The 13,628-nt window shown below is 73.7% G+C and carries 12 protein-coding genes; 8 read left to right on the forward strand and 4 right to left on the reverse strand.

The window, feature by feature from the left end; translation table 11 throughout:
• Nucleotides 1-284: 284 nt before the first annotated feature.
• From ACLQ2N_RS24825 to ACLQ2N_RS24845, 5 genes are read left to right on the forward strand one after another with little or no spacing between them, the layout of a single operon-like run.
• The gene (locus ACLQ2N_RS24825) at nt 285-3,014 is read left to right on the forward strand and encodes a nitrate- and nitrite sensing domain-containing protein (RefSeq protein WP_425816353.1); all 2,730 of its coding nucleotides are present in this window, start codon (nt 285-287) and stop codon (nt 3,012-3,014) included.
• The gene (locus tag ACLQ2N_RS24830) at nt 3,011-3,448 is read left to right on the forward strand and encodes a roadblock/LC7 domain-containing protein (RefSeq protein WP_425816354.1); all 438 of its coding nucleotides are present in this window, start codon (nt 3,011-3,013) and stop codon (nt 3,446-3,448) included. Before ACLQ2N_RS24825 ends, ACLQ2N_RS24830 begins: the two co-directional genes overlap by 4 nt.
• The gene (locus ACLQ2N_RS24835) at nt 3,445-3,867 is read left to right on the forward strand and encodes a DUF742 domain-containing protein (RefSeq protein WP_425816355.1); all 423 of its coding nucleotides are present in this window, start codon (nt 3,445-3,447) and stop codon (nt 3,865-3,867) included. Before ACLQ2N_RS24830 ends, ACLQ2N_RS24835 begins: the two co-directional genes overlap by 4 nt.
• Nucleotides 3,868-3,873: 6 nt before the next feature.
• Complete coding sequence (locus ACLQ2N_RS24840; protein WP_425816356.1) at nt 3,874-4,443, forward strand: GTP-binding protein; 570 nt, start codon at nt 3,874-3,876, stop codon at nt 4,441-4,443.
• 57 nt (nt 4,444-4,500) lie between these two features.
• Nucleotides 4,501-5,634, forward strand: a complete 1,134-nt coding sequence (locus ACLQ2N_RS24845) for an FAD-dependent monooxygenase (protein WP_425816357.1) — start codon at nt 4,501-4,503, stop codon at nt 5,632-5,634.
• 68 nt (nt 5,635-5,702) lie between these two features.
• On the opposite strand, the gene ACLQ2N_RS24850 is transcribed toward ACLQ2N_RS24845, so the two are convergent.
• Together ACLQ2N_RS24850 and ACLQ2N_RS24855 are read right to left on the reverse strand one after the other, a co-directional pair.
• The gene (locus tag ACLQ2N_RS24850; protein ID WP_425816358.1) at nt 5,703-6,104 is read right to left on the reverse strand and encodes a RidA family protein; all 402 of its coding nucleotides are present in this window, start codon (nt 6,102-6,104) and stop codon (nt 5,703-5,705) included.
• Nucleotides 6,101-7,228, reverse strand: coding sequence for an acyl-CoA dehydrogenase family protein (locus tag ACLQ2N_RS24855; protein ID WP_425816359.1), 1,128 nt, complete (start codon nt 7,226-7,228; stop codon nt 6,101-6,103). Before ACLQ2N_RS24855 ends, ACLQ2N_RS24850 begins: the two co-directional genes overlap by 4 nt.
• Nucleotides 7,229-7,358: 130 nt before the next feature.
• Between ACLQ2N_RS24855 and ACLQ2N_RS24860 the strand changes: the two genes are divergently transcribed.
• Genes ACLQ2N_RS24860 through ACLQ2N_RS24870 form a run of 3 tightly spaced genes read left to right on the forward strand, consistent with a single transcriptional unit; the run spans nt 7,359 to nt 10,285 of the window.
• Nucleotides 7,359-9,011 carry an AMP-binding protein gene (locus ACLQ2N_RS24860; protein ID WP_425816360.1) on the forward strand — a complete coding sequence of 551 codons (1,653 nt, stop codon included), beginning with the start codon at nt 7,359-7,361 and terminating at the stop codon, nt 9,009-9,011.
• A 4-nt stretch (nt 9,012-9,015) separates the two neighbouring features.
• Entirely contained in the window at nt 9,016-9,861 is an 846-nt protein-coding gene (locus tag ACLQ2N_RS24865; RefSeq protein WP_425816361.1) for a PaaX family transcriptional regulator C-terminal domain-containing protein, read from the forward strand.
• On the forward strand, nt 9,854-10,285 hold the full coding sequence (locus ACLQ2N_RS24870) for a hypothetical protein (RefSeq protein WP_425816362.1): 432 nt from the start codon (nt 9,854-9,856) through the stop codon (nt 10,283-10,285). Before ACLQ2N_RS24865 ends, ACLQ2N_RS24870 begins: the two co-directional genes overlap by 8 nt.
• Here ACLQ2N_RS24870 and ACLQ2N_RS24875 read toward each other — a convergent pair.
• Both ACLQ2N_RS24875 and ACLQ2N_RS24880 read right to left on the reverse strand, forming a co-directional pair.
• Nucleotides 10,272-12,611, reverse strand: a complete 2,340-nt coding sequence (locus ACLQ2N_RS24875; RefSeq protein WP_425816363.1) for a bifunctional salicylyl-CoA 5-hydroxylase/oxidoreductase — start codon at nt 12,609-12,611, stop codon at nt 10,272-10,274. The two genes, ACLQ2N_RS24870 and ACLQ2N_RS24875, sit on opposite strands and share 14 nt — an antisense overlap.
• Nucleotides 12,608-13,435 (reverse strand): enoyl-CoA hydratase family protein, encoded by an 828-nt coding sequence (locus ACLQ2N_RS24880; protein WP_425816364.1) that lies wholly within the window; start codon nt 13,433-13,435, stop codon nt 12,608-12,610. Before ACLQ2N_RS24880 ends, ACLQ2N_RS24875 begins: the two co-directional genes overlap by 4 nt.
• Nucleotides 13,436-13,628 lie beyond the last annotated feature (193 nt).

Below are 13,628 nucleotides of genomic sequence, written 5' to 3' on the forward strand. Positions count from 1 at the left end.
GCGGACAGAGGGCACTAAATACAGATATATCCCCGGCGCCGCTTCACCCGTCCGACCCGCCGCACCCCGGGCGTCCCGTCACATCGGAGGGGGCGTCACCGGTTCATGGTGATCATGTGCTCGACAGATGTTGAACATGTGAGCCCACTTCCTCTTCATTTTTGCACTGTGACTACTATCTACCCGTCCTGGTTCTCAACGGATTTGACCGACCGTGAGGTCGGTACCACGTCAAGGAGCATGCCCTGCGCACGCGCGCGTCACGGCGGAGCAGCTCGACCACAATGGCGCTGCGGACGGCCCTGCTCGTACTGGCCGTAGTCCCCGGTGTTGCCCTGGCCGCCCTCTGGGCCGTCACCAGTGGTCAGACTCTGCTCGACTTCCAGAAGCAAGCGGCTCAAGGGCAGTTGGCCCAGAAGGCCGGCCAGCCGTCCAACATCGTGTACTACAACCTCCAGGAGGAGCGGCGGCTCAGCGCCGAGGCGCTGGCCCGCGGAGGAGGGGTCACCGACGCCCTGCGCAAGCAGCGCAAGCTGACCGACAAGGCGATCACCAGCTTCCAGTCGCTGTCCGACACGGACACCGACGACGCCCCCGGCGAGATACGGGACGCGGTCGGCGAAGCCCGTACGGCGATCACCCAACTCCCGGCCCAGCGGGCCCTCGTGGACGAGGGCGACAACGACCAGCAGAAGGCCGTGTACCGCTACTACACGGATCTGATCGCCGTCGACCTGAGGCTCTTCACCGCCCTCAGCCATGTCGACAACGGCCGGATCACCACGCTCTCGCAGCCGTTGGTGGACGTGTTCTGGGCCAAGGAGATGATCTCCCGCTCGGACGCCCTGCTCGCCCGGGGCTGGACGAAGGGCAGGCTGAGCACCGGGGACCTCCAGGAGGTCCGGCAGGCCGTCTCCGCCCAGTCGTTCCAGTACACGACCAAGGTCGTCCCCTATCTCCCGGCCGACGAGAAGGCCCAGTGGCAGGAGGTCTTCGGCTCTGCCGCCTGGAAGGCCAAGACCCGGGTGGAGGCCCAGGTGTTGCGCCCGGCCGCCCCGGACGCGTCCGGCTCCGTCGCCCTGGGCACGAAGGAGGCGGACTGGCGCGGCGCCATGGACGAGCTCACGCCCCAGCTGGTCGCGCTGATGGAGGCCCGCACCGACGGGGTGGTCGCGGAGGGCAAGGACAGTGTCGTCTCCCTCCTGATCAAGGTCGTCCTGACCACGGTCGTCGGCCTCGCCGCCGTCGTCGCGGTCATCTGGTTCAGCTGGCGGCTCTCGCGCACCCTGCGCCGCCGGATCAGCCGGCTCCAGGAGCGGGCCGAGGAGCTGGAGAAGGCGCTGCCCGACGTGGTCGAACGGCTCGGCAAGGGCGAGCGCATCGACGTCGAGGCCGAGGCCCGGGCGATCGGGGACGGCGGCGAGCCCGGCGCGAAGGACGAGCTGGCCCAGCTCGGCCACGCGCTCGACCTGGCCCGCACCAGCGCCCTGCGCGCCGCCGTCGGCCAGGCCGACCAGCACCGCGGCTTCGAGCGGCTGCTCCAGCGCATCGCCCGCCGCACCCAGCAGCTCATCGGCCAGCAGCTGAAGAAACTGGACGAGCTGGAGCGCACGCACGAGGACCCCGAGGTGCTGGACGGCCTCTTCGACCTCGACCACCTCACCGCCCGCCTGAGGCGGTACGAGGAGAACCTGGTCATCCTCGCGGGCGGCTCCCCGCACCGGCGCTGGCGCAAGCCCGTACCGCTGCTGGACGTCATGCGCTCCGCCCAGGGCGAGGTGCAGGACTACCAGCGCGTGGTGCTGGACCTGGACGGCTCCCCGTGGCTCGCCGCGCGGGCCGTGGGCCCGGTCTCCCACGTACTGGCGGAGCTGATCGAGAACGCCCTCACCTTCTCCCGGCCGCCCAGCCCCGTCGAGGTCAGAGCCGCCCAGGTGAGCCGGGGCCTGGCCATCGAGGTCGAGGACCGCGGGCTCGGCATGGAGGAGGACCAGCTCGCCGCGGCCAACGAGCTGATGAGCCGGCCGCCCCGGATGGACGTGCTGGCCCACGCCGACGACATCCGCCTCGGCCTGTACGTGATCGCGCGCCTCGCCGACCAGCACGGCCTGCGGGTGGAGTTCCGCCACTCGGCGTTCGGCGGCACCCGCGTCGTCGTGCTGGTCCCGGACGCGCTCACCGTTCCCGGCCCGCACGCCGGCCCGGTGGCCGTCCCCGCCCCCGAGGCCGAGGAGCCCGTCCAGGCCCCGGCCCCGCTCCGGGACACCGACGCGCTGCCCAGCCGGGGCCGGGGCAGGGCCCTCGCCGGGGTCACCGCCCTGCACGCGCCGGGCACGGCCGCGCCGGAACCCGCTTTCGAACCCGCTCCCGAGGCCCCGTACGCCGGTACGGACGGGCATGCGTACGGGCACCTGGAGGAGACCTACGGGGGCGCCCGGCAGGACGAGGCCCCGTACCAGGGTGCGTACACGGACGGCGAGCAGCCCTATATGACGACCCAGGGGCAGTACCCGGTCGCGCACCATGCGTATCCGGAGCCCTCGGATCCGTACGGCGTGCCGCCGCGGCCCTACCCGGACACGTATCTGACGGGCGAGCTGGACGCGGACGGCTTCCCGGTGTCCCTCCCCCCGCAGCCGGAACCGGCCGCGGGGCACCCGGGACACGTCGGGCACGCCGCTCAGCCCTCCCGGCCCGCACAGCCCGTGCAACCGGCACAGCCCGTGCGGCTTTCGGAGCCCGCGCCGGGACCCGGTCTTCCGGCCGGGCCCGGCGGGGAGCCGCCGTTGCCGCGCCGGGTGCGTCAGGCGAGCCTCGCCGACGAGCTGCGGGTCGACCCGGCCGCACCGGCCGCCGCGGCCCGGCCGCGGGTCAGGGCCGAGGACCCGCCGCCCCGGACCGCCCCGCACCGCGCGGGTGCGGCCATCGGAGCATTCCAGCGCCGCTCCCGGGCCGCCCGCGCCACCGACGAGCCGCCGACGCAGCCCGACCTCACGAGAGAAGAACGGACATGACACGCACAACCGCCACTCGCCAGGATCTCGACTGGCTTCTCGACGGTCTGGTCGACTCGGTGGCCGAGACCATCAACGCCGTCCTGCTCTCGGACGACGGGCTGGTGGTGAGCCACTCGCGCACCGTCGAGCGGTCCGACGCCGAGCGGCTGGCCGCGATCTGCACCGGGCAGCAGAGCCTGGCCCGCGGTGTGGGCCAGCTCTTCAACGGCGGTGGCGTCCACCAGGTGATCGTGGAACTGGCGGACCTGTGGCTCTTCATCATCTCGGCGGGCCAGGGGACCCACCTGGCCGTCATCGCCTCCCAGGAGGTGGACGCCGAGATCATGTCGCTCGCCATGCACAACCTCGTACTCCAGGTCGGCCAGAAGCTCAGCACCCCGGCGCGGGACGACTTCGACGCCTTCGGCGCCGGGGACAGGCCGCGGGCGTGACCGGCCACTGGCCTTACGGGCAGGGGGATTTCGAGGACGACGGCGAGGACGCCGCGGGGACGATGGTGCGCCCGTACACCATCACCCGCGGCCGGACGGCCCCCGACCGGGACGACCTCACCCTCATCACCGTGCTCACGACCGCGCACGATCCGCGGGACGAGCACGGTGCGGCGGCCCGCCCGGGCAGGCTCCAGCCGGAGCACCGGCTGATCCTGGACCGCTGCCGGCGGCCCGCGGCGGTCGCCGAGGTCGCCTCGGACCTCGATCTGCCGATCTCGGTGACCAAGATCCTCCTGGCGGATCTGGTCGGCACCGGCCTCCTGATCGCCCGGGCCCCGCTCTCGGTGGCCCGGGCGTCCGGCGGCGCCGACATGGGCGTACTGGCCGCTGTTCGCGACGGACTCCGGAGACTCTGACCCAAGATGACCATCAGTCAGGCGGCTCCCGCCGCCGTCAAGATCCTGATAGCCGGCGGTTTCGGCGTCGGCAAGACCACCCTCGTGGGGGCCGTCAGCGAGGTCGCCCCGCTGCGCACCGAGGAACTTCTGACCACGGCCAGCATCGGCGTGGACGACCTGGCCGGCGTCGGCCAGAAGGACACGACGACCGTGGCCCTGGACTTCGGCCGGATCACGGTCAGCCAGGACCTCGTCGTCTACCTGTTCGGCACACCGGGCCAGGAGCGCTTCTGGTTCATGTGGAACGACCTGGTCAACGGGGCCCTCGGCGGGGTCGTGATCGCCGACACCCGGCGCCTCGAGACCAGCTTCGCCTCGATCGACTTCTTCGAGAGCCGGGACATCCCGTTCGTCGTCGCGATCAACTGCTTCTACGGGCACAACACCCGCACCACGGACGAGATCAGGGCCGCCCTGGACCTGGACCCGCACGTGCCGCTGCTGGTCGGCGACGTACGCGAGCGGCCCTTCGGCCGGGATGTGCTGCTGGCCCTCGTGGACCACCTGATGAGCCTGCCCGTGGCGGCGGGCTGACCCCGGCCCGTCCCCTCACCTTCCCTCCCTTACTTTCTCGCTCTGGAGAGATCCGACATGGCAACACCTCTGCGCGTCCTGATCCACGGCGGCGGCATCGGCGGGCTGACGCTCGCCACCGCCCTGGCCCGGCGGGGCCACACCGTCGAGGTGGCCGAGCTCCGCGACGAGCTCGACGCCCTCGGCGTCGGCATCATCCAGCCGTCGAACGCCCTGCACGTGATGCGGGAGATCGGGGTGCTGGAGGACTGCCTGGCAGCGGGCTTCGAGTGGGAGGTCCTGACCATCGCGGACCCGGCCGGCAACACCCTGGCCGAGATACCGCAGCCGCGCATGGGCGACGCCCCGTCCAACAACGGCATCCCCCGCCCCGCGCTGGCCCGGGTGCTGAACGCGGCGGCCACCTCGGCCGGCGCGAAGATCCGGTTCGGCGCGACCATCACGGAGCTCACCGACGACGGTGACGGCGCCGACGTCACCCTGTCCGACGGCTCGGCCGGCCGCTGGGACCTCGTCGTCGGCTTCGACGGCATCGGCTCGCCGCTGCGCACCCGGCTGTACGGGGACCGCTACACCCCCCAGTACACGGGCTTCGCCAACTGGCGCGTCACCGTGCCCCGCCAGGAGCAGGTGCGGGGTGTCGTGATGGGCACCGCGGGCCAGGCCGCCAAGGCGCTGCTCACCCCGATCACCGACGAGCTGATGTACCTGGGCTCGGTCTTCGCGGCGGACGAGGACTTCCGGCCGGACCCGGACAAGGCGCACGAGCAGCTGAGGGAGCGGCTGGCGATGTTCTCGGGGCCGGTCGCCGAGGCGCTGGCCCAGATCGCCGGGCCGGAGGCGGTCGTCTACTCCCGGATCTCCCAGGTGACGGTCGAGGAGCCGTGGCACGTCGGCCGGGTGGTCCTGGCCGGTGACGCGGCGCACGCGAGCACCCCGCACATCGCTCAGGGGGCGGCGATGGCCGTGGAGGACGCGCTGGTGCTCGCCGAGTCGCTGGACGCCGAGGCGGACGTCGACGCGGCCCTGGACGCGTGGGAGGCGCGGCGCCGTCCGCGCGCCATGTGGGTGCAGGCGATCTCGCGTGCGGTCCTGAAGCAGGAGACGGGCGGGGAGACGACGCCGGAGGAGGACGAGCTGCTGAAGATCGGCATCCCCGGCGCGGCGCACGTGCTGGTGCAGCCCTACTGATCCGCCCGGTCCGTTTCGATACGCCCCCGCCGCGCCCGGTTTCCGGGACCGGCGGGGGCGTACGCCGCTCAGGGCAGGACCGCGATGCCGTCGATCTCGACCCGTGCCTGCTCGTCCCAGAGCCGGGCCGCGCCGATGACCGCCATGGCCGGGTAGTCGCGGCCGGCCAGCCGGCGCCAGATCCGGCCCAGTTCCGGGGCGTGGGCCCGGTAGTCGGCGACGTCGGTGGCGTACACCGTGACCCGGGCCAGGTCCGCCGGGGAGCCGCCCGCCGCGCGCAGGGCGGTGAGGAGGTTGCCCAGGGCGGTCGCGAACTGCTCGGGCAGGGTGTCGCCGACGACCGCGCCGTGCTGGTCGAGGGCGGTCTGCCCGGCCAGGAAGACAAGCCGGCCGCCGGTCGCGGTGACCGCGTGCGAGAAGCCGGAGGCGGGCGAGAGTTCGTGCGGGTTGACGCGGTGGATCGGGCTCATGCGGTCCCCTCCCGGTTCGCGTACAGCTCCTTGGCGATGATCGTGCGCTGGACCTCGCTGGCGCCCTCGTAGATGCGCGGGGCGCGGACCTCCCGGTAGAGGTGTTCGAGCAGATGGCCCCGTTGCAGGGCTCGGGCGCCGTGCAGCTGGACGGCGGTGTCCACGACGAACTGCGCGGTCTCCGTCGCGTACAGCTTCGCCATGGCGGCCCGGCGCGGCACCCCGGGCTCCCCGGCGTCGTGGGCGGCGGCGGCCGCGTGGACCAGCAGCCGGGCGGCTTCGGTGCGGGTGGCCATCTCGGCGACCTGGTGCGACACCGCCTGGAGGGCGGACAGGGGCGCGCCGAAGGCGGTCCGGGTGGCGGTGTGCTCCACGGTGGCGTCGAGCGCGGCCCGGGCCATCCCGAGGGCGAAGGCGCCGACGCTGGGGCGGAAGAAATTCAAGGTGCCCATGGCGACCGCGAAGCCCCGGTCCGGCTCGCCGAGCAGGTCGTCGGGGGTGACCCGGACCCCGTCGAAGGCCAGGGCCCCGATCGGGTGCGGGGAGAGCATGTCCAGGGCGGTGCCGGTCAGCCCGGCACGGTCGGCGGGGACGAGGAACGCGGTGACGCCACGGGCCCGGGCGCCCGGGGTCGTGCGGGCGAAGACCGTGTAGAAGTCGGCCTCCGGCGCGTTGGAGATCCAGCACTTCTCGCCGGTCAGGCGCCAGCCGCCGGAGTCCGGGGCAGCGTCGAGCGCCAGGGCTCCCGCGTCGGAGCCCGCGCCCGGCTCGCTGAGCGCGAAGGCGGCGACGTGGCGGCCCGCGCGGACCCCGGGGAGCCATCGCTCGCGCTGGGCGGGGGTGCCCGACCGGAGCACGGGGAAGCCGCCGAGGCCCTGGAGCGCGAGGGCGGTCTCGGCCTCGGTACAGCCCCGGGCGAGCGATTCGCGCAGCAGGCAGAGGTCGAGGGCGCCCGAGCCGAACAGCCGGTCGAGGAGGCCCAGCTCGCCGAGGGCGGCGAGCAGCGGGCGGTTGACGTGCCCCGGCTCGCCCCCGGCGGCGAGCGGGGCGAGCCGGTCACGGGCCAGGGTGCGCAGTTCCTCGCACCATGCGGTCTGTGCCGGATCGAGCGAGAATGCCGTCATACCGGCGCCTCTCTGGTCGAATCCCGTCGAATCGATTGCACCTGAGCATCTTTATCGCGGACCGTTGACTACCGTCACCCAAACGATACGCTCCAGGAGCGGCAAGGGGGCTACAAGGGGGCGATCCTTCATGGACCCGAACACCACGGACCCGAAGACCTCGGCGCACATCGACGGCTTCGCCAGGGAGCACCTGCCTCCCGTGGAGCAGTGGCCGGACCTGCTCTTCGACCTGCCCGAGCTGCGCTACCCGGACCGGCTCAACTGCGCCGCCGAGCTCCTGGACCGCACGGCCGACCGCCTCGGCCCCGACCGCCCCGCCTTCCGCACGCCGGACGGCGGGGTGCTGAGTTACGGGGAGCTGCGCGGCCTGGTCGACCGGATCGCCCATGTCCTCACCTCGGACCTGGGGGTCGTCCCCGGCAACCGGGTCCTGCTGCGCGGCCCGACCACGCCCCGTCTGGCCGCCTGCTGGCTGGCGGTCCTGAAGGCGGGCGCGGTCGCCGTCACCGTACTGGCGCGGCAGCGGGCGTCCGAACTGGCCGCCATCTGCTCGATCGCCCGGGTGAGCCACGCCCTGTGCGACGCGCGGTCGGTCGAGGACCTGGCGCAGGCGGAGGTGCCCGGGCTGCGGATCACGGCGTACGGGGGTGGGGCGCCGGACGACCTGCTGCGGCTGGCCGCCGCCCGGCCGGGCCCCTACCGGGCGGTGGACACCGCGTCGGACGACGTGGCGCTGATCGCGTTCACCTCGGGCACCACCGGCCGGCCCAAGGGCTGCATGCACCTGCACCGCGATGTGCTGGCCGTCGCCGACACCTTCTCGCGGCACCTCCTGCGGCCCGGCCCCGACGACGTGTTCGCGGGCAGTCCGCCGCTCGGTTTCACCTTCGGCCTCGGGGGCCTGGTGGTCTTCCCCCTGCGGGCGGGGGCGTCCGCGCTGCTGCTGGAGCAGGCGGGCCCCAAGCAGCTGCTGCCCGCCCTGGCGGAGCACCGGGTCTCGGTGCTGTTCACCGCGCCGACCGCCTACCGGGTGATGCTGGACCAGCTCGACGGGTACGACCTGTCGGCGCTGCGCCGCTGTGTCTCGGCGGGCGAGAACCTGCCGGAGGCGACCTGGCACGCCTGGCACGAGCGGACCGGGCTGCGGATCATCAACGGCATCGGCGCGACCGAGCTGCTGCACATCTTCGTCTCGGCCGCCGACGACGCGATCCGCCCCGGCACCACGGGCGTCCCGGTCCCCGGCTGGCAGGCCCGCGTGGTGGACGCCGACGGCGCGCCCGTGCCGGACGGGGAGCCCGGCCTGCTCGCCGTGCGCGGCCCGGTCGGCTGCCGCTACCTCGCGGACGAACGGCAGCGCGCCTACGTGCGGCACGGCTGGAACATCACCGGCGACACCTATGTGCGCGACGCGGACGGCTACTTCCGTTACGTGGCCCGCGCCGACGACATGATCATCTCCTCCGGGTACAACATCGCGGGGCCCGAGGTCGAAGAGGCCCTGCTGCGCCACCCGGACGTGGCGGAGGCGGCGGTGGTGGGGCAGCCGGACGAGCTGCGCGGCCGGATCGTGGCGGCGTACGTGGTGCCACGGGAGGGCTCCGCGCTGACGGCGGACGAGCTGCGGACGTTCATGCGGGCGGAGCTGGCCCCGCACAAGTGCCCCCGCAGCATCACGTTCCTGCCGGCGCTTCCCCGTACCGCCACGGGGAAACTGCAACGGTTCAGGCTCCGCGGGGACGAATCCGGTGCGGCCGGGTCCGCTCCGGACCGAGAATGATCACATGGTCGAACCGCACACCCCCCGTTCGCTGATCGTCACCCTGTACGGGGCGTACGGCCGCACCCCCGGCGACGGGCCGATGCCGGTGGCCGGACTGGTCCGGCTGCTCGGTGCCGTCGGCGTGGACGCCCCCGCCGTACGCTCGTCCGTCTCCCGGCTGAAGCGGCGCGGGCTGCTCGTCGCCGCGCGCACGGCGGACGGGGCGGCCGGATACGCGCTGTCGGCGGACGCCCGCCAGCTCCTGGACGACGGCGACCGGCGCATCTACCGCCACCCGGACCCGCCGCTGGCGGACGGCTGGGTGCTGGCGGTGTTCTCGGTGCCCGAGGCGGAGCGCCACAAACGGCACCTGCTGCGCTCGCGCCTGGCCCGGCTCGGTTTCGGCACCGCGGCCCCCGGGGTGTGGATCGCCCCGGCGGGGCTGTACGACGAGACCCGGCACACCCTGGAGCGGCTGGGACTCGCCCCGTACGTCGATCTGTTCCGGGGCGACCACCTGGGCTTCAGCGCGACGCGGGAGGCCGTGGCCCGCTGGTGGGACCTGGCGGCGGTGGCCCGGCTCCACCACGGCTTCCTGGACCGCCATGAACCGGTGCTCAGGGCCTGGAAGGCGCGCGGCGACGCGGCGGCGGACCCCGAGGCGGCCTACCGGGACTACCTGACGGCGCTGGACTCCTGGCGCCGGGTGCCCTACGCCGACCCGGGGCTGCCCCGGGAGCTGCTGCCCGAGGGGTGGCCGGGTGCCCGGTCGGCCGAGGTGTTCCGGGGGCTGCACGAGCGGCTGCGGGACGCGGGGGCAAAGTGCGCGGCCCGGCTGGTGGCCGGCGCGGAGCCGGGCCGTGGCTGAGGGTCCCGAGCCGCGCTGGCTGGTCGCGGCGAACGTCGTGCGGTGGCGGCGGTACGGGGAGCTGGGCCAGGAGTTCCGCTCCGGCACCAAGGCGTTCCGGCCGGGCGCGAAGGTCTACGTGGTGGACACCCATCCCGGGATGGGCAACGAGCAGCTGACGGCGGTCGGCCACGGCCGGCACACCGGTCACTGGATCACCATCGACACCGGCACGCGTCATCTGCACACGTTCCGGCCCCAGTTGGTGTACTCCCCCGCCGTGCTCCGGCGGTGCCCCGGCCACGCGACCCGCACCCGGGAGGAGGCCACGGAGCTGGCCGAGCTGCTGGAGCGCGTGGCGCGCCTGGGCCGGAACACCCACCACGCCGCCCCGCACCCGGACCCGTGCCTGTGCCACGAGTGCCTGCCGGTCACCCCAGGGTGAGGCGCGGTTTCGGCGCGTCGGTACGGCCCGTGGGCGGGGTGCGGCTGCCCGCGCGGTACGGGAGGGGCCAGGGGGCGCCCGGACCGGTGTAGCCCTGTGCGGCCGCCGCGTGGAGCGTCCAGTGCGGGTCGTAGAGGTGGGGGCGGGCCAGGGCGCAGAGGTCGGCGCGGCCCGCGAGGAGCAGAGAGTTGACGTCGTCCCAGGAGGAGATCGCGCCGACCGCGATCACCGGCACGCACAGGGTGTTGCGGATGCGGTCGGCGTACGGGGTCTGGTAGGACCGTCCGTACTCGGGCCGCTCGCCGGGGACGACCTGGCCGGTGGAGACGTCGATCGCGTCGGCCCCGTGCGCGACGAACGCGCGGGCGATCTCCACGGCGTCCTCGGCGGTGGTGCCGCCCTCCGCCCAGTCGGTGGCGGAGATCCGGACGGTCATCGGCCGGTCGTCCGGCCACAGCTCGCGGACCGCGTCGAACACCTCCAGGGGGAAGCGGAGGCGGTGGGCGAGCGGCCCGCCGTAGGCGTCGGTGCGGTGGTTGCTGAGCGGCGAGAGGAAGCCGGAGAGCAGATAGCCGTGCGCGCAGTGCAGTTCGAGCAGGTCGAACCCGCAGGCGTCGGCGCGCCGGGCGGCGGCGGCGAACTGCTCCCGGACCTCGTCCAGACCGGCCCGGTCCAGGGCGTGCGGGACCTGGTTGACCCCGGGCGCGTACGGCAGCGGCGAGGCGGCGGTCACCGGCCAGTTGCCGTGGTCCAGGGGCTGGTCGATGCCCTCCCACATGAGCTTGGTGGAGCCCTTGCGGCCTGAGTGGCCGAGCTGGACGCCGAGGGCGGTGCCCGGGGACGCGGTGTGCACGAAATCGGCGACCCGGGTCCAGGCGGCCGCCTGTTCGTCGGTGTAGAGGCCGGTGCAGCCGGGGGTGATGCGGCCCTCGGGGCTGACGCAGACCATCTCCGTCATGACGAGCCCGGCGCCGCCCAGCGCCCGTGCGCCGAGGTGGACGAGGTGGAAGTCGCCGGGGACCCCGTCGGAGGCCGAGTACATGTCCATCGGCGAGACGACGACGCGGTTGCGCAGTTCCAGGCCGCGCAACCGCAGCGGCGTGAACATCGGCGGGGTGCCCGGCGGGCAGCCGAACTCCTCCTCCACCCCGGCCGTGAACGCCGGATCGCGCAGCCGGAGGTTGTCGTGGGTGACGCGGCGGCTGCGGGTGAGGAGGTTGAACGCGAACTGCCGGGGCGGCTGGTCCACGTGCCGGCCCAGCTCCTCGAACCAGCGCAGGCTGGCCGCCGCCGCGCGCTGCGTCGACTCCACGACGGGCCGCCGCTCGCTCTCGTACGCGGCGAGTGCGGCGGGCAGCGAGGGCTGCTCCTCGATACAGGCGGCGAGCGCGAGGGCGTCCTCCACGGCGAGCTTGGTGCCGGAGCCGATGGAGAAGTGCGCGGTGTGCGCGGCGTCCCCGATGAGGACGGTGTTCCCGTGCGACCAGTGCGCGTTGACGACGGTACGGAAGGTGAGCCAGGCGGAGTTGTTGGAGCGCAGGGGGCGGCCGCCGAGGGCGTTCGCGAAGACCTTGGCGCACTGGCCGATCGACTCGGCCGGGTCGGGTACGTCGAAGCCGGCCGCCCGCCAGACCTCCTCGCGCATTTCGACGATGACGGTCGAGGCGCCGGAATTATTCAGCGGCCCGAAGGGCCCCGTTGTGGGGCGGTGGTCGGGCGACGGGCGGGCGAACGGGTAGGCGTGCAGCTGCATCACGCCGTACGGGGTCTCCGCGATCTCGAAGCGGAAGGCGTCCAGGGCGAAATCGGCGGCGAGCCAGATGTAACGGCAGCGGTGTCCGGTGATCCGGGGCCGGAAGCTGTCCGCGTGGGCGTCGCGGGTGGCGCTGTGCACGCCGTCGGCGGCGATGACCAGGTCGTGCGTGGCGGCGAGTTCGGCGGCGGGCGGGGCCTGCGTACGGAAGCGGAGGCCGACGCCGAGCCCGGCGCAGCGTTCGTGCAGGATCTCCAGGAGCCGGCGGCGGCCGAGGGCGGCGAAGCCGTGGCCGCCGGAGGTCTGGGTGCGGCCCCGGTGCACGATGTCGATGTCGTCCCAGCGGACGAACTCGCGCTGGAGGGCGCGGTGCACGACCGGGTCGGCGTGCTCGATGCCGCCGAGGGTCTCGTCGGAGAGGACGACGCCGAAGCCGAAGGTGTCGTCGGGGGCGTTGCGCTCCCAGAGGGTGATCTCGCGGTCCGGGCCGAGGCGTTTGAGCAGCGCCGCCGCGTAGAGCCCGCCGGGGCCACCGCCGATGACCGCGATCCGGTGCGGGCCGGCGGCGGTCATCTGCCCCGCCAGGCGGGCGGCCGCTTCTCGCTGAACGCGGCGTGGAATTCGGCGTAGTCCTCGCCGTGCATCAGGAGGGCCTGGGTCGCGGCGTCCATCTCGACGGCGGCGGCCAGCGGCATGTCCAGCTCGGCGGTGAGCAGCGCCTTGGTCTGGGCGAGGGCGAGCGCGGGCCCGTCCGCGAGGCGGCGGGCGAGCCCGGCGGCGGCCTTGTCGGCGTCGCCCTCGTCGGTGAGCTCGCTGATCAGGCCGATCCGCTCGGCCTCGGGGGCGCGGACGGGTTCCCCGAGCATCAGGAGCCGGGTGGCGTGTCCGAGGCCGACGACCCGGGGCAGCAGATAGGCCGCGCCCATGTCGCCGCCGGAGAGCCCGACCCGGGTGAAGAGGAAGGCGAACCGGGCGGTGGGGTCGGCGACGCGGAAGTCGGCGGCGAGGGCGAGGACGGCGCCGGCCCCGGCGGCCACCCCGTGCACCGAGGCGATGACGGGGAAGGGGCACTCGCGGACCGCGCGGACGACCTGGCCGGTCATCCGGTTGAAGTCCAGGAGCTGGGCGGTGTCCATGGCCAGGGTCGCGCCGATGATCTCGTCCACGTCGCCGCCGGAGCAGAAGCCGCGCCCCTCACCGGCCAGGACCAGCGCCCGCACGGAGCGCTCCCGGGCCAGCTCGGCCAGCAGGTCGCGGAGGTCGGCGTAGGCGCCGAAGGTCAGGGCGTTGAGTTTCTCGGGGCGGGCGAGGGTGACGGTGGCGACGCCGTCCTCGACGGTGACCCGCAGGTGGCGCCAGTGCTGCGTACGCGGTGCGGAGCCGGTGAACGGGCTCATGGCGGGGTGTCCCCTTCAGCCGTCGCTGCTGCCTGACCCCGAATTTATCACCGTTGTGTGACTGCCGTCACGAGTACGCGATACATCGGCGCGCGTCGCCGGGTCCAGTGACGAATGTCCCCAAGGTCCCGGACGCGAGGCTCTTGTCCCTGTCGCGCCGCTTCGTAAGGTGGGGGCGAAGAAGTCTTGAGCG

Source organism: Streptomyces sp. DT224, from assembly GCF_049844595.1.
Classification (GTDB): Bacteria; Actinomycetota; Actinomycetes; order Streptomycetales; family Streptomycetaceae; genus Streptomyces.

What these genes read in the sequence shown, in the direction of transcription:
- ACLQ2N_RS24880 (WP_425816364.1), bottom strand. Translation starts at nt 13,435, where the DNA reads ATGAGCCCGTTCACCGGCTCCGCACCGCGTACGCAGCACTGGCGCCAC.
- ACLQ2N_RS24860 (WP_425816360.1), top strand. Translation starts at nt 7,359, where the DNA reads ATGGACCCGAACACCACGGACCCGAAGACCTCGGCGCACATCGACGGC.
- ACLQ2N_RS24830 (WP_425816354.1), top strand. Translation starts at nt 3,011, where the DNA reads ATGACACGCACAACCGCCACTCGCCAGGATCTCGACTGGCTTCTCGAC.
- ACLQ2N_RS24845 (WP_425816357.1), top strand. Translation starts at nt 4,501, where the DNA reads ATGGCAACACCTCTGCGCGTCCTGATCCACGGCGGCGGCATCGGCGGG.
- ACLQ2N_RS24850 (WP_425816358.1), bottom strand. Translation starts at nt 6,104, where the DNA reads ATGAGCCCGATCCACCGCGTCAACCCGCACGAACTCTCGCCCGCCTCC.
- ACLQ2N_RS24840 (WP_425816356.1), top strand. Translation starts at nt 3,874, where the DNA reads ATGACCATCAGTCAGGCGGCTCCCGCCGCCGTCAAGATCCTGATAGCC.
- ACLQ2N_RS24865 (WP_425816361.1), top strand. Translation starts at nt 9,016, where the DNA reads ATGGTCGAACCGCACACCCCCCGTTCGCTGATCGTCACCCTGTACGGG.
- ACLQ2N_RS24825 (WP_425816353.1), top strand. Translation starts at nt 285, where the DNA reads ATGGCGCTGCGGACGGCCCTGCTCGTACTGGCCGTAGTCCCCGGTGTT.
- ACLQ2N_RS24855 (WP_425816359.1), bottom strand. Translation starts at nt 7,228, where the DNA reads ATGACGGCATTCTCGCTCGATCCGGCACAGACCGCATGGTGCGAGGAA.
- ACLQ2N_RS24875 (WP_425816363.1), bottom strand. Translation starts at nt 12,611, where the DNA reads ATGACCGCCGCCGGCCCGCACCGGATCGCGGTCATCGGCGGTGGCCCC.